The organism is Pelagibacterium sp., assembly GCF_965249125.1.
GTDB lineage: Bacteria > Pseudomonadota > Alphaproteobacteria > Rhizobiales > Devosiaceae > Pelagibacterium.
In genome coordinates this window covers 3,051,372-3,069,353 of sequence record NZ_OZ252217.1, presented here as the reverse complement: position 1 = coordinate 3,069,353, position 17,982 = coordinate 3,051,372, and the positions used below count along the sequence as shown (strand labels likewise).

At 62.9% G+C, this 17,982-nt stretch carries 16 protein-coding genes; 13 read left to right on the top strand and 3 right to left on the bottom strand.

The window, feature by feature from the left end:
* The first annotated feature begins 226 nt into the window (after window positions 1-226).
* On the top strand, window positions 227-1,456 hold the full coding sequence (locus ACP148_RS14895) for a cytochrome P450 (RefSeq protein ID WP_421951994.1): 1,230 nt from the start codon (window positions 227-229) through the stop codon (window positions 1,454-1,456).
* Here the strand turns inward: ACP148_RS14895 and ACP148_RS14890 are convergent.
* Window positions 1,453-2,121, bottom strand: coding sequence for a GntR family transcriptional regulator (locus ACP148_RS14890; RefSeq protein WP_421951993.1), 669 nt, complete (start codon window positions 2,119-2,121; stop codon window positions 1,453-1,455). The genes ACP148_RS14895 and ACP148_RS14890 overlap by 4 nt on opposite strands.
* 158 nt (window positions 2,122-2,279) lie before the next feature.
* Between ACP148_RS14890 and ACP148_RS14885 the strand changes: the two genes are divergently transcribed.
* The 7 genes from ACP148_RS14885 (at window position 2,280) to ACP148_RS14855 (ending at window position 10,200) form a co-directional block, all read left to right on the top strand.
* Entirely contained in the window at window positions 2,280-3,860 is a 1,581-nt protein-coding gene (locus tag ACP148_RS14885) for an ABC transporter substrate-binding protein (protein ID WP_421951992.1), read from the top strand.
* A gap of 78 nt (window positions 3,861-3,938) precedes the next feature.
* Entirely contained in the window at window positions 3,939-4,862 is a 924-nt protein-coding gene (locus ACP148_RS14880; protein WP_421951991.1) for an ABC transporter permease, read from the top strand.
* Window positions 4,862-5,776: an ABC transporter permease gene (locus ACP148_RS14875; protein WP_421951990.1), complete on the top strand. Its 915-nt coding sequence runs from the start codon at window positions 4,862-4,864 to the stop codon at window positions 5,774-5,776. Before ACP148_RS14880 ends, ACP148_RS14875 begins: the two co-directional genes overlap by 1 nt.
* Window positions 5,776-6,780: an ABC transporter ATP-binding protein gene (locus ACP148_RS14870; RefSeq protein ID WP_421951989.1), complete on the top strand. Its 1,005-nt coding sequence runs from the start codon at window positions 5,776-5,778 to the stop codon at window positions 6,778-6,780. Before ACP148_RS14875 ends, ACP148_RS14870 begins: the two co-directional genes overlap by 1 nt.
* Window positions 6,777-7,751, top strand: a complete 975-nt coding sequence (locus ACP148_RS14865; RefSeq protein ID WP_421951988.1) for an oligopeptide/dipeptide ABC transporter ATP-binding protein — start codon at window positions 6,777-6,779, stop codon at window positions 7,749-7,751. The genes ACP148_RS14870 and ACP148_RS14865 overlap by 4 nt, the downstream gene beginning before the upstream one ends.
* Window positions 7,748-8,866: a CapA family protein gene (locus tag ACP148_RS14860; protein ID WP_421951987.1), complete on the top strand. Its 1,119-nt coding sequence runs from the start codon at window positions 7,748-7,750 to the stop codon at window positions 8,864-8,866. Before ACP148_RS14865 ends, ACP148_RS14860 begins: the two co-directional genes overlap by 4 nt.
* On the top strand, window positions 8,863-10,200 hold the full coding sequence (locus tag ACP148_RS14855; RefSeq protein ID WP_421951986.1) for an MmgE/PrpD family protein: 1,338 nt from the start codon (window positions 8,863-8,865) through the stop codon (window positions 10,198-10,200). The genes ACP148_RS14860 and ACP148_RS14855 overlap by 4 nt, the downstream gene beginning before the upstream one ends.
* Here ACP148_RS14855 and ACP148_RS14850 read toward each other — a convergent pair.
* Entirely contained in the window at window positions 10,195-11,370 is a 1,176-nt protein-coding gene (locus ACP148_RS14850) for a CaiB/BaiF CoA transferase family protein (protein WP_421951985.1), read from the bottom strand. The genes ACP148_RS14855 and ACP148_RS14850 overlap by 6 nt on opposite strands.
* A gap of 63 nt (window positions 11,371-11,433) precedes the next feature.
* On the bottom strand, window positions 11,434-11,958 hold the full coding sequence (locus tag ACP148_RS14845) for a MarR family winged helix-turn-helix transcriptional regulator (RefSeq protein WP_421951984.1): 525 nt from the start codon (window positions 11,956-11,958) through the stop codon (window positions 11,434-11,436).
* A gap of 120 nt (window positions 11,959-12,078) precedes the next feature.
* Between ACP148_RS14845 and ACP148_RS14840 the strand changes: the two genes are divergently transcribed.
* From ACP148_RS14840 to ACP148_RS14820, 5 genes are all read left to right on the top strand, one after another.
* Complete coding sequence (locus ACP148_RS14840; RefSeq protein WP_421951983.1) at window positions 12,079-13,200, top strand: 2-hydroxyacyl-CoA dehydratase family protein; 1,122 nt, start codon at window positions 12,079-12,081, stop codon at window positions 13,198-13,200.
* Window positions 13,197-14,471 (top strand): 2-hydroxyacyl-CoA dehydratase, encoded by a 1,275-nt coding sequence (locus ACP148_RS14835; RefSeq protein ID WP_421951982.1) that lies wholly within the window; start codon window positions 13,197-13,199, stop codon window positions 14,469-14,471. Before ACP148_RS14840 ends, ACP148_RS14835 begins: the two co-directional genes overlap by 4 nt.
* Window positions 14,472-14,539: 68 nt before the next feature.
* Window positions 14,540-15,682, top strand: coding sequence for a CaiB/BaiF CoA transferase family protein (locus ACP148_RS14830; protein WP_421951981.1), 1,143 nt, complete (start codon window positions 14,540-14,542; stop codon window positions 15,680-15,682).
* A complete protein-coding gene (locus ACP148_RS14825; RefSeq protein ID WP_421951980.1) occupies window positions 15,679-16,779 on the top strand; it encodes a CoA transferase in 1,101 nt (366 codons plus the stop codon). The genes ACP148_RS14830 and ACP148_RS14825 overlap by 4 nt, the downstream gene beginning before the upstream one ends.
* Window positions 16,776-17,960 (top strand): CaiB/BaiF CoA transferase family protein, encoded by a 1,185-nt coding sequence (locus ACP148_RS14820; RefSeq protein ID WP_421951979.1) that lies wholly within the window; start codon window positions 16,776-16,778, stop codon window positions 17,958-17,960. The genes ACP148_RS14825 and ACP148_RS14820 overlap by 4 nt, the downstream gene beginning before the upstream one ends.
* Window positions 17,961-17,982: the final 22 nt, after the last annotated feature.

The following is a 17,982-nucleotide window of genomic DNA, read 5'->3' as shown; positions in this document are numbered from 1 at the left end:
CCCGTAGGTCGTGTCCTGGGGGGCGCGGCCTCGGTATCGATCACCGATATCCGTTCAGGGTCCACATACCGGGGCAGGCGGGAGAACATCGCCAATCCCTCCTCGCTGCGGTTCAGAATCCAACTTGACTTCAATTTAGTCGACGGTATTGTCGACAATATGACGGCGCCGCAATTGCCGGGTCGAGGATTGGGTTCGAGACCACGCGTGCCGAGTAGGGAGATGCATGTCGAGCGAGACCCGCCCCAAACCCAAGAGTTTTGTTCCCCCAATCAACCGGCTGCACGAATTTGATGCCGATGTGACCGAGGGCTTTGATGACGCGCATGCGGTGTTTGCCGATCTGCGCGGACGGTGTCCGGTGGCCCATACGTCGGATTTCGAGGGCTTCTGGGTGGTGACCAAATATGCGGACGTGGTGAGGGTGCTCGCCGATTCCGATACGTTCTCGACCGCAAAGCAGAACGTCGTCCCGCGTGTGGCGACGTCGGGCCGCCGGCCGCCGCTGCATCTCGATCCGCCCGAGCATACGCCATACCGCCGGGCGATCTCGCCGCTGTTTACCGCCGAGCGAATGGCGGGCTGGGAGCCGATCGTTCGGGATATCGTGTCCCGTCTGCTCGCCCCGCTGGTCGAAAAGGGCGAGGCCGACATCTGCGTCGACTTTTCCTACCGTTTGCCCATTTTCGTTCTGGCGGAGTTCTTTCACATCCCGCCGGTGCAGGCCGAAAAGATCCGCAATATCGGGGCGGATTTCAACAGGGCGCTGCAGGTCAAGGATACGGCCAGGCTCGAAGAAACCAGCCTGTTTCTCTATGACGTCGCCCGCGACATCATCGCCGCGCGCAAATCCGAACCGCTCGATCCTGGTGCCGATCCCACGAGCGCCCTGCTGGCGGCGCGGGACGGGAACGGAGCGCCGCTGCCTGAGGAGATGATTCTGGGCACGATCCGGCAACTTCTGGTTGTGGGTATCATAGCACCCACCACATTCACCGGGTCGATGGTGGTGCATCTGGCCCGGCATCCCGAGCATTTCGCTATGCTCAAAGACGATCCCGGCCTCGTACCGGCGGCGCTCGAAGAGCTGTTGCGGCTCTATACGCCCTATCGAGGGTTCGCCCGAACCGCCAAGACCGACGTCATCCTCGGCCGTCGCGCAATCAAGAAGGACGAGCCGATCGCGCTGGCGTTTACATCGGCCAATCGCGACCCCGACGCCTTTGAGGATCCCGATAGTTTTCGGCTCGACCGTGCATCGGACAAACAGCATGTCGCGTTCGGCTTGGGGCCACATCAATGCGCCGGGGCTCCGCTGGCGCGCCTGATGCTGCGTGTGACGCTCGAGGAGTTGCTGGGTCGCACCGATGGCTGGGAGATCGTCGGGCCAACCCCCATGACGACCTGGCCCGAATACGGACCGCTTTCGGTGCCCGTTCGGTTCAGGAAAGGCTAACTGAAATGGTGGGCGGCCAGTCGCGTGACGTGAGCATTGCCCGCACGGACATGCGAGCGCATGGCGGCCTCGGCAGCGTCGGGATTGCCGGCCAGTATGGCGGCGGTGATCACCTGGTGATCACGGTTGGAATTCGCCATGGAGTCGGAGGAAAAATTGCGCGGCAACTGCAGGCGGTAGAGCGGCAGCCTGACCCTGTGCAGGAACTCCTCGACATGCCGGTTACCCGCGATCGCACAAATGGTGGCGTGATACGCGAAGTTCTCGGCGTTATAGCTATCGACATTGTGGGCGGCGACGGCGGCGTCGAGTCTGTCCTGGTGGTTCGAGAGCGCGGCGCGCTGTTCGGGCGAGAGCCCGGCCTCGGCGGCAAGGCGGGCCGAAAGCCCTTCAAGCACTTCACGGACTCTGCCCATTTCAAGGATTTCGGCGCGGGTGAAGCGGCGGACATAGACACCGCGATTGGCGACGAATTCGAGATAACCCTGGCCGACGAGGGTTTTGAACACCTCGCGGATGCGGCCGCGCCCGGCCGCATATTCCTCGGCCAGATCCACTTCGATCAATCGCTGGCCGGGCGCATAGGCGCCTGTGTGAATGCGGGCCTTGACCTGGTCCGCAATCGCTCCGGTCGAGAGGGAGGCGGAAGTCGCGCGTTCATTCATCAACGAGTCACCCAGTTTCGGAAAGCCGGTAGCGAATTTAGCGTCCGGGGGTGGAGGAAGTCAAACGGCACAACACAATATAGTCGACAATTTTGTTGACTTATTAGTTCTGTGTTATAACTATACGAACCTTCGGGCCATAACTCAGGGAGGAAGAGATGGAACGGAATTTCAGGACTTCGATGAGGGGAAAGGTTGCAGCACTGATGTGCGCGACAGCGGTGATCGCCGCTCCGGTCACGCCGGCCTGGGCGCAGGCCGACGATCTCGTCGTGGCGCTTTCGACGTTTTCGGAAGAGACGATGACGCCGTGGGGTGGCAGCGGGCAGCGCAAGACCTATCTCGATCTGGCCTACGAGTATCTGACCTATATCGACCCCGAAACCGGCGAAACCATCCCCGGTCTCGCCGAATCCTGGGAAATGAGCGAGGACGGGCGCTCCTGGACGTTCAACCTGCGCGAGGGCGTCGAATTTTCCGGCGGCTATGGGGAAATGACCTCTGAGGACGTCGCCTATTCCATCGCCCGCCTGACGGCTGAGGATTCCCGGGCCGGGCCGGCTTCGGCCATGCGTCGCGCCATCGCCTCGGTGGAAGCGCCCGACGAGCGCACGGTTATCGTTCATCTTAATTTTCCCGATTTCGAACTGGCGCAGGGCTATTTCGGCGCCACGCAGCAATTGGGCATCGTTTCCAAGGCCTATTTCGATGAGGTCGGGGCGGATGCCGCTGGTGTCGATCCGATCGGCACGGGCCCCTATGTCCTCGACAGCGCGACGGCCGGTTCAGAGATCGTCATGACCTTGCGGGACGATGTTGCCGATCACTGGCGTGTCACGCCGGAATTCCAGAATGTCGTGTTCCGCGTCGTGCCAGAGGAATCCACGCGCGTCGCCATGCTGCAGACCGGCGAGGCCGACATCGCGCCGATCAGCTTCGACTCCATCCCGACAGTGGAAGGCGCCGGGCTGCGGATCGTTTCGGCGGAAGCGACCTGGTCGCCGGTGGTGCGTTTCGGGGGGCTGGTCCAGACGTCCGAGAACCGCCACAATCCCGATGCCCCGTGGGCGAACCGGGAAGTGCGCCAGGCGCTCAACTATGCCGTCGACAAGCAGACGATCATCGACGAACTCTTCCAGGGCCAGGGGACTGTGGCTTCCAGCGATACGCCGGTTCCAGCCTGGTCGGCGATTGAGCCCTACCCCTACGATCCGGATATGGCGCGGCAATTGCTGGCCGAGGCGGGCTATCCCGACGGGTTCGACATCACGCTTCGGACCTTCACAACGGCGCCGGGAGCGGAATTGCCCCTGATGGCCGAGGCAGTGGCGCTTTATTGGCAGGATGTGGGCGTCAACACGACCATCGAGCCGGTTGACTGGCCGTCGCTTCGCACCGAATGGACCGAGGGGCAGGCCAATGACTATGTGTGGACCCACCGCGGTTTTCCGTTTGCCAGCGCCGCCAACGGGCTCGAGGCAGGATTCATGCAAGACAGCCTGTTTGCGAGCTTCACTTCGCCTGAACTCGAGGCCATGATCCAGCAGTTCTCAAGTGAAGAAGACGCCGAAACCCGCGAGCGGCTCTTTACCGAGATCGGGGCGTATCTGCGCGATGAGGCGGCTGCGGTGTTCATCGCTCTGGCCAACGAGCCCTATGGCGTGAGCGACAAGGTTGGCGAGTGGGACATCACCACCGCCTATGTCTGGAACTTCGATCAGGCCACAAAGGCCCGATAGTCTCTCCCTTGGCGCCGGCGCCGTCCTTCGGGGCGGCGTCGGTGTCAGCCTGTTTCCAGGCTTGCGCATGGACCGAACATGATCAAGGCAATCGCAAACCGCTTTGTTGAATCCCTCATCGCCCTGCTTTTGATGAGTGTCGTCATCTTCCTGCTCAGCCGGCTGACGGGCGATCCTGTGGCGCTGATGCTCGGTGACGGGGCGACCGAGGCCGACCGACAGGCGTTGATCGCCGAACTGGGTCTGGATCAGTCGCTTCCCGTTCAATATTTCACGTTTGTCGGCAATGCGCTGACCGGCAATTTCGGCCAGTCACTCACGGCCAGCGCCGATCCGGCGCTTGAACTTGTGCTGTCGCGCTTGCCCGCTTCGCTTAGCCTCGCGGGGGTCGCCCTCGCGTTCACGCTGGTCGTCGGCATCATCTTCGGGGTGTTTGCCGCGGTGGCGCACAACTCGCCAATCGACGTTCTGGCGCGCCTGATCGCGCTGATCGGGCAATCGATACCCAGTTTCTGGCTGGGGATCGTTTTGATGTATGTGTTCGCCGTGCAATTGCGCTGGCTGCCCACCTCGGGCTATGGCGAACCTGTCCACTATGTCCTGCCCGCCGCCACGCTCGGCCTGTTCACCCTTGCCGCGATCACGCGGCTGGTGCGCGCCAGCATGCTCGAGGCTCTGGGCAGTGAATATATCAAGCTTGCGCGGGTGAAGGGGCTCCCGGAAACCGTCGTCGTCTGGAAGCACGCGCTGGCCAACAGCCTGATCCCCGTCATTACTTTCATGGGCACGTTCTTCGCCGTGATGATCACCGGCGCCGTTGTGGTCGAGACCGTGTTCGCATGGCCCGGCATCGGGCGGCTGGCCTATGAATCGATTCTGGCGCGCGATTTCCCCGTGGTCCAGACAGTGGTTCTGGTGATCACCGCGCTGTTCATTCTCGCCAATCTCGCCGTCGACATTCTCTATGTCATCGTCGACCCCCGTATGCGGAGCCGTGGCTGATGACCGATCAAACTCAACGCGTTTCGGCTCGCGGCACCATGATCGCCGACATGGTGTCGTTTATCGGTCGTTTCTGGGGCCAGTTCGGCTGGACTGTGCGGATCGCTCTGGTTTTGCTGGTGCTGTTCGTGTTCGTCGCGCTGTTCGGGCCGCTGATCACGCCGCACGATCCGCTGGCCGGATCGTTGCGGGCGCGGCTCGATCCACCATTCTGGCAGGAGGGCGGCAGTCTCGAATATCCCTTGGGGACGGACAGGCTGGGGCGCGACATTCTCTCGCGCATCATCGCCGGGGCACGGATATCGCTGACCGTCTGTGCGCTGGTCATAGCCATCGCCGGAACCATCGGCACGACAGTTGGGACCCTGGCGGGTTATTTCGGCGGCTGGACCGATCGCGTGTTGATGCGGCTGGTCGATCTTGCGCTGTCGTTTCCGGTCATTCTGCTTGCCCTGCTGCTGGGCGCGATTTCCGGTCCGAGTTTTACCAACATCATCATCGTCATCTCGCTTGTGCTCTGGAGCCAGTATGCGCGCATGGCGCGCGGCGAGACGATGAAGATCCGCAACGAGGATTATGTCGATCTGGCGCGCACGTCGGGCTTGTCCGATATCAGGATCATCTGGCGCCACATTCTGCCCAACATCGCACCCTCGCTGATCGTGGTCGCCACGCTGCAGGTGGGCGTGGTCATCGTTCTGGAAGCCTCGTTGAGCTTTCTAGGCGTCGGCGTGCCGCCGCCGGCCCCCTCCTGGGGATCGATGGTGGCCGACGGGCGGTCCTACATCACCTCGGCCTGGTGGCTGTGCATGGTGCCCGGCTTGGCGATCCTTTTGACCGTCATGTCGATCAACATGGTCGGGGACGCACTCGCCGACAAAATCAATCCCGCTTTGAGAGGGCGCAATATCTGATGGGTCAAGGCAACCAGACCGAGCCTGCAGCGCTTTTGGACATGCGCGACGTGAGCGTCAGGCTCGGCGCCCGCAGCGATGCGCCGGCGCTGATCGAGAATATCGACCTGTCGATCCGCCCCGGCGAAACCGTGGGGCTGGTGGGTGAGAGCGGGTCTGGCAAGACCACGCTCGGCATGGCGCTCATGCGTCTGTTGCCGCCGCTGCTCGACAAGGGTCTATCGGGCGAAATCCTCTATCAGGGGCGCAATATTGCCGAGCTGGACAAGAATGCCCTGGCGGCGCTTCGGGGCGGCGAGATTTCGATGATCCTGCAAGACCCCATGGCCTCGCTCAACCCCGTGTTTTCGGTGGGCAATCAGCTCAAGGAAGGCTTGCGCAAAAACGCGACGGCAGAGGGAACCTTGCAGGAGCGCGCCATAAGCGCCCTTGAAAGCGTCAGGATTCCATCGCCCGAGGCACGCTTGTCCAGCTATCCGCACCAGATGAGCGGTGGCATGCGCCAGCGCGTCGTCGGCGCGATTTCGCTGACGCGAGCGCCCAAGCTCCTGATCGCCGACGAGCCCACGACCTCGCTCGACGTCACCATCCAGTACCAGTTCCTCGAACTGCTCAAGGATCTTCAAAAGCGGCTTGGCATGGCTATGCTGTTCATCACTCACGATTTCGGGGTCGTCGCCAGAATGTGCGACCGGGTGGCGGTGATGTATGCCGGCCAGATCGTGGAGGAGGGGCCGGTGCGGGACATTTTTGCGCGGCCGGCCCATTGGTACACGCGGGCCCTGCTCGACAGTGTGCCTACGGTCAACACCAGCCTCGACCGCCTACCGACCATTCCCGGCTCGCCGCCCACGGTGGGCGCGCGCCCGCAGGGGTGCCGGTTCCATCCCCGCTGCGCCAATGCACAGGCCAAGTGCCGCACGGCGCCTCCCAATATCGATGTTGGGCCCCAGCACAGCACGCGCTGCTGGTTCCCCATCGCAGCGGCGCGGGGTGCGGCATGAGCCAAGCCATTCTGACGGCCAGTGGGCTCAATCGCATTTTCAAGGTGCGGCACAAGGGCAAGATGCAGGATCTGCATGCGGTGTCCGGTCTCGACCTTTCGCTCGAGCCCGGGCGCACGCTGGGCATCGTCGGGGAGTCCGGGTGCGGCAAGACCACCCTCAACCGTATGCTATTGTTGCTGGATCAGCCGACATCGGGGGAAGTGCGCTTCAAGGACAAGCTGCCGGCCGACATGACACATGCAGAACGTGCCGAGTTCCGTCGCGCCGTGCAGCCGGTGTTCCAGAACCCGTTCTCCTCGCTCGACCCGCGCATGCGGGTGGGCAAGATCATTGCCGAACCGCTTTCGAGCCTGGCGGACTTGTCTCGCGACGATATCGACAACCGGGTCGCCGAAGTGCTTGAGGCGGTCGGATTACGGGCGGAAGACGCCAGGCGCTTTCCCAACGAATTTTCAGGTGGGCAGCGTCAGCGCATCGCGATCGCGCGGGCCATTGCGTCACGGCCATCGATCCTGATGCTGGACGAACCGGTCTCGTCGCAGGACATATCCATTCGCGCCCAGATCCTCAACATCCTCAAGGATCTGCAGGACGAGTACGGCCTTGGCTGTATCTTCATATCGCACGATCTGGCGACCGTGCGCTTCATGGCGCACGACGTCATCGTCATGTATCTCGGCCGGGTGATCGAGCGGGGCACCGCACAGGCCATTTGCAGCCAGCCGAGCCATCCCTACACCAAGGCGCTGCTGGCCGCCGCGTTGCCACCTGATCCGGACGCGCCGGCGCCGGACGTTCCGCCGCGCGGAGAAATCCCGAGCCCGCTCGATCCGCCTTCGGGCTGCCCCTATCATACGCGGTGTCCACTCAAGATGGATGTGTGCGTTCGGGAGCGCCCTGGAATGCTTGCATCTCCCCATGGCGGTGTGGCCGCCTGCCATCTGCTCGATCCGGGCTACGCGCCGTGAGCGTCAAATTCGTGGCTGTGGGCGATATAGGACCCGATCGCGACGATCCGGCCACGATCTTCGATGCGGTGCGCGACCGGCTCAAAGTCGCCGATCTGGGCTTTTGCCAGCTCGAGGTGAACCTGACGACACGCGGCCAGCGCCTGCCGCAGGCACGCCATACGATAAGGGGACGCTCGCAGATCGCCGACGCGCTTGTCGATGCCAATCTCGAACTCGTATCCTTTGCCGGCAACCACTGCCTCGATTGGGGCCAGGAAGGGCTGCTCGATACGCTTGCCGAACTGGAGCGTGCCGGTGCGGTACAAATGGGGACGGGTGAAAATATTTCTGCTGCACGCGCGCCGGCCATCATCGAACGCAATGGCGTCTCCATCGGCGTTTTAGCGGTCAATTCGATCCTGCCCATGACCTATTGGGCAGAAGACAAGCGCGCGGGCTGCGCTCCGTTGCGGGCGCATACGGTTTACGAGCAGATAGAACACGACCAGCCCGGCACCCCGGCGCGGATCCACACATTCAGCCATCGGGGTGATCTCGATGCGTTGGTCGAGGGCGTCAGGGCGTTGCGGCCCATTGTCGATGTCGTCATCGTTTCCCACCATGCCGGCATCCATTTCGTGCCCGCCGTCATTCCCGATTACCAGCGCGAAGTCGCCCATGCGGTCATCGACGCGGGGGCCGATCTCGTGCTCGGCCATCACGCGCATATCCTCAAGGGTATCGAGGTTTACAAAGGCAGGACCATCGCCTACAGCCTCGCCAATTTCGCCATCGACCTTGTGATGGACGAAGCCCATGCCAGGTCCAAGGGATTCCGGGAGATCCAAAAGCTCAATCCGGATTGGGTGCCTGACTTTTCCTCGCGCTACAATTTTCCGCCGGACTCCGCGATGAGCGTGGCGCTCGAAGCGCGGCTCGACCGGGACGGGGTGAGCGATTTGCGGTTCGTGCCCATCATGATCGGCAAGGATGCCATGCCGCGCATTGTCGATCCCGGCCATGCCGATTTCGCGCGCATCGGGCGCTATCTGCAGGACATTTCCGATACCGCCGAGCTTGGGTCTGTGGTCGCTGTGTCGGGCGACGCCTTTGAGGTCAGATCGCGGGCATGAGCTTTACGCCCGCCATTGTCGACAGTTACTGGACGATTCGGGAGGTGCCCGCCCACTCGCTGGCCGCTGCGAACGTTGCATTGGCCGATGCGCTGGCCGTCATGGTGGCGGCAGCGCAGGACGGGTTGGTTCGCCCCTTTATCGATCACGCGTTGGCCCTGGGTGCTGGTGGCAGATCGACCATAATCGGTCAGCAGAGCAAGGCGCACGCGCCCATGGCAGCGTTGGCCAATGGCGCGATGGCGCATGCACTCGACTTCGAGGACACGTTCGAAGCCGGGATGATCCATCCCAATGCCTCGCTCGTGCCCGCCATTCTCGCTCTGGCTGAAAGCGAGCGGGTGGACGGCAAGAAAGTCCTCTCGGCCCTGGCGGTGGGATGCGACTTTGCCTGTCGCCTGTCACAGGCGCTCGATAGCGATCCCGGTCGTCGCGGGTGGTATTACCCGCCCGTCCTTTCCGGGCTGGGCGCCACGCTGGGGGTAAGCCATCTGCTGGGTCTGTCCGTCGCGCGATCCGTCGATGCGCTGGGCCTTTTTGCATCCCAGTTCATGCTGGGCGACGAACTCAAGCGCTCACCGCATTCGCATTTGCGGGCTGTGCGTGAGGGGCTGGCGGCGCGCGCCGCCGTTGAGGCCACTCTTTTGGCGCAGCGCGGCGTACGGGCTGTCGAGGAGCCCCTGGATGGCGAAAGCGGCGTGTTCCGGCTCCTGACCGGTGCTGCACCACGTTCCGAAATTTTCGAGGCAGTTGGCCGCGATTTTCTGGGGTCCGAGGTCTCGATCAAGCGCTGGCCAAGCTGTCGCGGCACGCATCCGGCAATCGTTCTGGCTGAGCGATTGCGGGGGCGAGGGATCGGGAAAGACCACGTCGCTTCGGTGCGCGTCCGCGCCACGCCGCCCAACGACATGTTGTTTGTTCCGCGCGCATCGAAAATCGCGCCTCAGACCGCGATCGATGCCAAGTTCTCCATTCCCTTCGTTTTTGCAGCTGCCATGGACGCTGGGACCGTCGCGCTCGGAGCGTTTTCGACCGCGCAATTGCAGCGCCCGGATCTGCTCGCTCTCGCCGCGAAGGTGAAAATGGCGGAGTTGGTCGACACGACGGCGTTCGAGGCCGATTTTGTCGTGGAGCTAAAGGATGGCCGGTCCATCGCCGAATGCGTGGAGCGCGTGCCGGAATGGCGGACGGGCGGATTGGCGCTGGGGGACCTGCGCTCCAAAATCGCGGGATGTCTGGCGCATGGCGGCTCTTCCTGGGAGGTTGATGGGTTTTTGGGCGCCATAGGGCAAGTGGAGACAGCTGGCATCGGGCCGGTAATGGCTCTGCTATAGCGCCCGTTCGGCAAGGCCCAGTTCGGCGAGGATTTCGCTCGTGTGCTGGCCCAATGTCGGGGGAGGTTCGGAAACGGCGGGACCGTCATGGGCGAACTTGAAGCCGGCGTTGAGGATCGACGTCTTCCCGACAGCCGGATTGGGCACATCGAGCTCGATCTGAAGGTCTCGGGCTTCGAGTTGGGGCAGGGCGAGCACGTCGCGGACCGGGCGTACCGCCCCGGCGGGCACGCCCGCGGCCGAAAGGATGCGCTCCCATTCCAGCGCGGTGCGGGTTTTGAACGTGGTAGCGAGTTCGCCCTGCAATTCCTTTTCGTGCGCCATGCGGCTGTCGCCATCGGCAAACCGGGGATCGACCACAAGATCGGGGCGCTCGAGCGCCGTGCAAAGGCGCTCATACTGGTTCTGCTGTACAGCGCCTATGGTGATGGGCTGGTCGCTGGTGGCGAACGTGTCGGCGGTGGGCGCCAGAGAGAAACCGCGATTTCCCGTGCGGCGCGGCTCGGTGCCCGAGATCAGCATCGGGTTGACCACCGAGGCCATCATGACAAGCGAGGCGTCGAGCATCGACATGTCGATGTGCTGGCCCGCGCCCTTGGGGTCGCGCTCGCGCTGGATATAGGCCGATTGAATAGCGAAGGCTGCCAGAAGCGCGCTGTAGGTATCGACGATGGGAAAGCCCACGCGCATGGGGCCGCTGCCGGGTTCACCCGAAAGGCTCATAAGCCCCGAAACGCTCTGGATAATCTGGTCGATGGCCGGATAATCGCGCATCGGGCCGGACTGGCCATAGCCGGAAATCGAACAGAAGATCAGGCCGGGATTATCCTGCTTGAGCCCTTCATATCCCAGGCCCAGCCTGTCGATGACACCGGGGCGGAAATTTTCCACCATGATGTCACTGGTCGCGATCAGCTTGTGCGCGGCCTTGCGCCCGAAATCGGATTTGAGATCAAGAACGATGGACTTCTTTCCGGCATTGGCGCCGATGAACGGCTCGGCCATGCCGCGCAACTCACGCCGCCTTGTGTAGCTGCGCAATACGTCCCCGGTGGGGGGCTCGACCTTGATTACCTCTGCGCCAAGCAGGCAAAGGAAATGGGTCGCCAGCGGGCCGGCAATCACGTGACTGAAATCGGCAATGCGAACGCCGGCCAGGGGTTGAGCCAAGTTCGGTTCCTCCATCGATAGTTCACTTAATGAACTAGCGATGCGAACCCTGTCAAGCTCTGATCAGTCGTCGGCGCTGCCGGCTATTCCGCTCACCGTTCCCGTGCGCCGATGGTCGCGCTCGACAAGATGCTGGTGCAAGCGGTTGAGAAGGCCAAAAAGCTGCGCGCGCTCTTCCATCTCGAATGGGGCGAGCAGGGTGTCATGCTGCTCGCTCATGCGGGCATTGATGCGCCCATATTTGTCCTGGCCCTCCGACGTCAGCGTCAGGGCATTGAAGCGCTTGTCGGTTTCGACCTTTTCACGTTGTACCAGTCCGCGATCCTCTAGCCCCTTGATGACCTTGGTGACGGCCGATTTTTTGAGCACCAGCGTCGCCGCCACCTCGTTTTGGGATATGCCGGGATTGAGCCCGATCAGGCTGATAACGGCGATTTCGCCCTGTTCGGTTTCGAAATCGGCGAAAAAGTCGGCGTTCTCGACGCGGATATAGGCGCGCAGCGCGCGGGTCAGAAAGGGCAGGTTTTCGCGCAGGGTCCCTAGGTTGACACCGGCGGGCTGGCTCTGATCGGCATCCAGCTTGGTCATGGGAACTCCTTGCGTTCGGACTGACGGTGACTAGCGGCGGAACCATCCCGAGTCAAACCGAACCGGTTGACGCGATGCTAATCAGTTCATAAAGTGAACTATATAGTGAGGAGTTCGCTTATGGATTCGATCGGTGCGGGGCGCTCGGACGCCACGGAAATTCTGGCGCGCGTGTTTGCTGGTGCCGACGGCGGCGCCGCCAAACTCGATACGCCGATCGTCGGGATTTTCGGAAACGGCGCACCGGAAACCTTGATCGCCGCAAGCGGGGCGACGCCGGTGCATGTGAATTTCGGTCGGCTCGACCAGGCCGCCCCGGGCGCGATGGACGCTGTGATCGAACCGTTCGTTGACCCCGAAGTGCGGATTTTCCTCAATCGGTTCGCCGGCGGGGCCTTCGATGGGTTTGCCGGCATTGTGTTCGTGCGCGATGACGCGCCGGCGCTGACGGCCTATCAATATGCCCTCGAATGGGTGCGGCAAGGCAGTGCCCGTGGCGCAACCCCGCCCTTGTTTCTGCTCAACACCATACATGCCGCAACGGCGCCGGTGCGCGCGTTCAACCGGGTGCAGATCGAAAAGCTCATGGATTTCCTGGCCGGGATCGGGCTGCCTCGGATTGGCGACGGTGAGCTTGCCCAGCAGGCCCGGCACGCCAGCCGCCGTCACAAGGCGCTCGCCGCCACGTCGGGAAGCGCGGAGGATGCTATGATGTTTCGCATTGCCGGGCGGTTCCTGCCGATGCAGCGCCACGCGCAATTGCTCGAAGAGGCGATGGACCAGACCGGGCCAACCGACGCGGGCAGTGGAGTACGGCTTGGGATCGTCGGCTCACCGCTTTTCAGCGAGCGGGCATACACGACCTTTGGCAAGTACGGGCCCATCGTCTGCGACCTTCAGCCCTTTGGGCAGGTCTGGCCGGGCGATTGGGAAGAGGCCGAGACGGTCGAAACCATGCTCGAGCTTTTGGCCGGTGACGCCTTCTGCCACCGTATTTCGCCACCAAATCGCTATCGCGAGCGGGTGGTCGAGGCGCTGGTGGCAGCGCGATGCGAACTGGTGCTCTGCCAACTCGCCCAGACCGACGACACGTTCGGGTGGGATATTCCCGAACTCTCGCGTCAGCTGGATGATCGCGGGATCGGGTTCGTCAATCTCGGCTTTCGGGATGCGCAACCAGACGATGCCTGGCTGGCGCGAGCCGGGAAATTGATTGCGCGTGCAGCCGAGGCGCGCTCATGACCTATGAACCTCTCCGGGCGACCCGTGCTGCAACCGAATACCAACGCGATTGGCTGAAGGGTTTGCGGGCCGAGATCACCTCGGGCGCGCAGTATGCGTTTGTCAACGCCGACACCCCGCACGAGCTGTTCCACGCCATGGGCATGCCCATCGTCACCAATCAGTGGTGGTCGGCGGTGATCGCGGCCAAGCAGCTCTCGGAATTCTACTTCGATCATATGCAGGCAATCGGCTATCATGAACGGCTTGCGCGGTATTCCAGCCTGCCGCTGATTGCGGAACTGGAAGGTGACGCCGAGCGCCAGCCCTGGGGCGGATTGCCGGTGCCTTCGATGTTGTGCGCGCGACAGAGCGCCGACGACCACCAGAAAATCTTTGCGCTCTGGGCGGAAAAGACCGGCGCGCCGCTGACGTTGCTTTCGGCCCCGGCCGTGCCCGATCCGCTCCCCGACTGGTGGAACCGGGCGAGGACCGACTGGGAAGCGCTCTATCACGGCGATCGGCTCGACCTCATGGTCGCCGAATTCGAAGCACTCATTGCCGAGCTCGAAAACCTTACCGTGCGAAAGTTCGACCGGGCGGAATTTGCCAGCTACATGCAAGCGATCGACCGTCAGGAGCGTCTGTTCGAAGAGGCCAGCGATCTGATCGCCGACGCGCCCAGATGCCCGATCCGCATCTCCGAACAGATTCCCAACGTGATGATCCCGCAATGGCATCGCGGCTCGGATTGGGCCATCGCCCATGCGCGGCGGTTTCGCGATGAAATACACGAGCGGGTCGAGACCGGTGTTTCGGTTGTCGAGAACGAGCGCATCCGCATGATGTGGATCGGAGCCGGGTTGTGGTTCGACACGAGCTTTTATGCGGCATTCGAAGACAGCCACGGGGCCGTTTTTGCCTGGTCGATGTATCTGCCCTTTGCTGCGGATGGCTATATCCGCGCCGATCACGGCGATCCGCTGCGGGCTCTCGCGGCTCGGGTTTCGGCGATGAATGAACAATTGCACCAGCCGCCCTGGGTCAATTCCTGGATGGTCGAACAGGCAAAACGCTATCGCATCGATGTCGCGCTGATGCTGATCCCGGAACATGACAGGTTCTCCGGCCACGGTTCGCTCTATGCCAAACAGGCGCTCGAAGCGGCGGGAATCAAGGTGGTCGAGGTCTGGTCGGACATGGTCGACAAGCGTGATTGGGACCGCGATGCCGTGGTCGATCGCATAACGCCGGTGCTCGACGTCGTGTTGCATGAGAAAGAATTGACATAGTTCATTTACTGAACCATTATCGTCCATAACAAGACTGGCTACAGCCGGCAGATATGGGAGGAAGCGCGATGAGCGCTTTGGACGGACTCAAAATCGCCGATTTTTCCTGGGTGGGTGCCGGTCCGCGCGCCACCAAGGATCTTGCCGACAATGGCGCCACTGTCATTAAGATCGAGTCCCGCAAACGCCTCGATCTCGGCCGCCTGTCTCCACCCTTTGCCGGGGGCGTCAAGGATCCGGACGGATCGGCCTTCTTTGCCCAGACCAACACCTCCAAAAAGAGTGTCACCATCAACCTCACCGATCCTCGCGGCGTCGAAATCGCCAAGCGGCTGGTGGCCTGGGCAGACGTGGTGGTGGAAAATTTCGGACCCGGCTTCATGGATCGGATCGGGCTGGGCTATGACGTGCTCAAACGGATCCGCCCCGACATCATCCTGGCCAGCGTTTCGGTGGCCGGACGCAGCGGGCCGATGGCCGGCTTTCGGGGCTATGGCAATTCGGCTGCCGCCCACTCGGGGCATGCGGCGCTGACCGGCTGGCCCGGAAGCGCGCCACACATGCCCCCGCTCGCCTATGGTGACGTTGTCGCACCGATGTTTGCCACCGTCGCCATTCTGGCCGCCCTCGAACATCGCGCGAGGACGGGCGAGGGCCAGCATGTCGATGTCTCCCAGATAGAGCCGATGATCCATGTGATCGCCGACCTTTACGCCGCCGATCCCCTGCCGGAAAAATCGGGAAATGACGATGCGCGCTTCGCCCTGCACGGCGTATTTCCCGCGCAGGGCGAGGACAGGTGGGTCGCCATTGCCGCGCGTGACGAAGACCAGTTGCGGGCCGTCGGGTCGGTCCTCGGCATCGAGGGCGCGGTAACGCAAGCTGCCGTGGCCGGCAGGACCGCCGAATGGGATCGCTATGGGCTTGCCGACGCATTGACGGCAACCGGGGTTGCCGCGTCGGCCGTCCAGGATGGCCGTGACGTTTTCGAAAGCGACGAACTCGCCGCCGGCAGCCATTTCGTTGCCATTGATCACCCGGTGCTCAAGGCCACCAGAATGCCTGCGCCGCCGTATCGGCTGGAGGCAACGCCATGGTCTATGAGGCCGGCGCCGCTGCTGGGCGAACACAATCGGGCGGTCTATGTCGAGATGCTGGGGATGGATCAGGATGAGCTCGATGCCCTTGCGGCCGAAGGGGTGCTGGCATGAAAATGCTCGCCGGACTGCGCGTCCTTGAAATTTCCGATGGGCTTGTCGATTTCGGCGGGCGCATGCTGGCCGAACTGGGTGCCGATGTCGTGTCGGTCACCCCGGAGTCTGAAGAACCCGGCACCAGGGCCCTGGCCTGGCACCACGGCAAGACCCGGCTCGTCGCCGACAGTCCCGATGCCATTGCCAACCTCGCGAAGGCCGCCGATATCGTGATCGACGGGCAGCGCGAGGGTGACCGGTTCGGGCTTGATCGGCATCTGCGCGAAGATGGCCGAACCATCCATATACGCGCCAAACCCTTCAGCGAAGGCGGTCCGTACGATGGCCGACCGGCAACCGATTTGACGCTTATGGCTCTTTCGGGGCTGATGACGGTGACGGGCGACCCCGACAAGCCGCCTTTGCGGTTTCCCGGCGAACAGGCTTATGCCCTCGCCGGCATCCAGGCGGCGATTGCGGCCCTGATCGGGCTCTATGCGCGGCGCCGGACCGGGCAGGGCCAATCGATTTCCCTTTCGGCGTTGCAAAGCGCCACGCTGGCCAATTATCGCGAAGCGATCATGTATGAATGGACCGGCCGGATCGGCCGGCGCCAGGGCAATCTGTTGGTGCGTGGCAAGTCCGGCGTGCGGCAGGTCTGGCCATGCCGGGACGGCCACGTCACATGGTCGATGATCGACAACCCGCCCATGATGCGGGCGCTGGTCTCGGTGATGGCCGAAAAGGGTGTTGCCGGCGAGCTGACCGATATCGACTGGGACAACACGCTGGTTGCCGATACCGCGCAGGAGACGCTGGACCGCTGGCAAGCGATCGTGGGTGAGTTCTTTTCCGCCCACGACAAGTCCGAGCTTGGCGCCTGGTCGCTCGAGAAGGGCTGGGGCCTTTCGGTCATCAGCACGCCTGCGGATGTTTTGGCGAGCGATCATCTCGCAGCGCGCGGGCTGTTCGTCGATGTCCAGGATCAGGCCTCGGGCAAAACGAGGCGACTGCCGGGGCCGCTGTTTTTGTCCGACAGGGACATGGACGCGCCGCGGCGCCGTCTCGATCAGCCGATCCCGGCTTCGGCCTTTGCAGGATGGAGCCAGCGATGATCGGCGCTCTTGACGGACTTGTGGTTCTCGACTTCTCGCGCCTTTTGCCCGGGCCTTATTGCACCTGGCTTCTGGCCGACATGGGCGCCGAGGTGATCCGGATCGAAAATCCGCGCGAGATCGAAAAACAGGCAAAAATCTTCGGCTGGGACAAGCTGCCGGAAACCGAGCGGGCGGGCCTGCGCGAAACCGACATTCTGGCGCGCAACAAGCAATCCATGATGCTCGATATCGGGCACGCGGCATCGCGCGACATTCTTCATGCCCTGGCCAGGCGTGCCGATATCGTCGTCGAGGATTACCGGCCCGGCGTTCTGGCCGGGCTCGGGCTTGGCTATGACGATTTGAGCGCTGTCAATCCGGGGTTGATCTATACGAGTCTGACTCTTTGCGGCCAGACCGGGCCCTATAGAGACAAGCCCGGACACGATCCCGTCGCGCTTTCGATTGCCGGCGTCCAGTCGCGCATCGGGGAAGATCCCGATGCTCCGAGCTTTGCCGGGATACCGGTTGCCGATGTCGTCACGGGCACCCACGCCGCGTTCGCGACGCTTGCTGCCGTCCAGGAGCGCCACCGGACGGGCAGGGGGCGCCATGTCGACGTCGCGATGAGCGACTGTGCCATGAGTCTTCTGGTCAACGTCCTGTCGCGCCATTCCGACCTCTCGTCGATCCCGCCGCGCGGTACGCGTCGCGCCGATATGGGACTGTGGCGCACACGGGACGGTAAATTCATCTGCACGACCGACATGGAGCCGCGCTACTGGGCGATTTTTTGTGAAACCGTGGGGCGCCCCGATTTCGTCGCGCTGCAGAACGATGTCGAGAGCAGGCCGGAAATCCGGTCGGCGCTGGAGGCGATCTTTCGTGAGCGTGATCTGGACGAATGGCTCGCGATCCTGGGGGCCGCCGGAACGCAATTCGCGCCCGTCCATTCGATCGCCGAAGCGCTCGAAGATCCGCACAACAAGGCCCGGGGCATGGCGCTTTCATACCAGGGCGCCGGCGGACGAACCGTGCGCCAGATCGGCCAGCCAGTGCGCTTCGGGCAGGAAAGTCCCGTACGTTGGCTGGGCCGTGCGCCTGGCGCGGACACCGAAGCACTTTTGGAGGACATCGGCCTATCGAAAGCCGAAATCGAGACCCTGCGGACGACTGGCGCCCTTGGCGCCGAACTATGAACCGGGTTCAAACGGGAGGAAA

What these genes read in the sequence shown, in the direction of transcription:
- ACP148_RS14890 (WP_421951993.1), bottom strand. Translation starts at nt 2,121, where the DNA reads ATGAATGAACGCGCGACTTCCGCCTCCCTCTCGACCGGAGCGATTGCG.
- ACP148_RS14845 (WP_421951984.1), bottom strand. Translation starts at nt 11,958, where the DNA reads ATGACCAAGCTGGATGCCGATCAGAGCCAGCCCGCCGGTGTCAACCTA.
- ACP148_RS14840 (WP_421951983.1), top strand. Translation starts at nt 12,079, where the DNA reads ATGGATTCGATCGGTGCGGGGCGCTCGGACGCCACGGAAATTCTGGCG.
- ACP148_RS14830 (WP_421951981.1), top strand. Translation starts at nt 14,540, where the DNA reads ATGAGCGCTTTGGACGGACTCAAAATCGCCGATTTTTCCTGGGTGGGT.
- ACP148_RS14820 (WP_421951979.1), top strand. Translation starts at nt 16,776, where the DNA reads ATGATCGGCGCTCTTGACGGACTTGTGGTTCTCGACTTCTCGCGCCTT.
- ACP148_RS14885 (WP_421951992.1), top strand. Translation starts at nt 2,280, where the DNA reads ATGGAACGGAATTTCAGGACTTCGATGAGGGGAAAGGTTGCAGCACTG.
- ACP148_RS14835 (WP_421951982.1), top strand. Translation starts at nt 13,197, where the DNA reads ATGACCTATGAACCTCTCCGGGCGACCCGTGCTGCAACCGAATACCAA.
- ACP148_RS14855 (WP_421951986.1), top strand. Translation starts at nt 8,863, where the DNA reads ATGAGCTTTACGCCCGCCATTGTCGACAGTTACTGGACGATTCGGGAG.
- ACP148_RS14870 (WP_421951989.1), top strand. Translation starts at nt 5,776, where the DNA reads ATGGGTCAAGGCAACCAGACCGAGCCTGCAGCGCTTTTGGACATGCGC.
- ACP148_RS14875 (WP_421951990.1), top strand. Translation starts at nt 4,862, where the DNA reads ATGACCGATCAAACTCAACGCGTTTCGGCTCGCGGCACCATGATCGCC.
- ACP148_RS14895 (WP_421951994.1), top strand. Translation starts at nt 227, where the DNA reads ATGTCGAGCGAGACCCGCCCCAAACCCAAGAGTTTTGTTCCCCCAATC.
- ACP148_RS14880 (WP_421951991.1), top strand. Translation starts at nt 3,939, where the DNA reads ATGATCAAGGCAATCGCAAACCGCTTTGTTGAATCCCTCATCGCCCTG.
- ACP148_RS14825 (WP_421951980.1), top strand. Translation starts at nt 15,679, where the DNA reads ATGAAAATGCTCGCCGGACTGCGCGTCCTTGAAATTTCCGATGGGCTT.
- ACP148_RS14865 (WP_421951988.1), top strand. Translation starts at nt 6,777, where the DNA reads ATGAGCCAAGCCATTCTGACGGCCAGTGGGCTCAATCGCATTTTCAAG.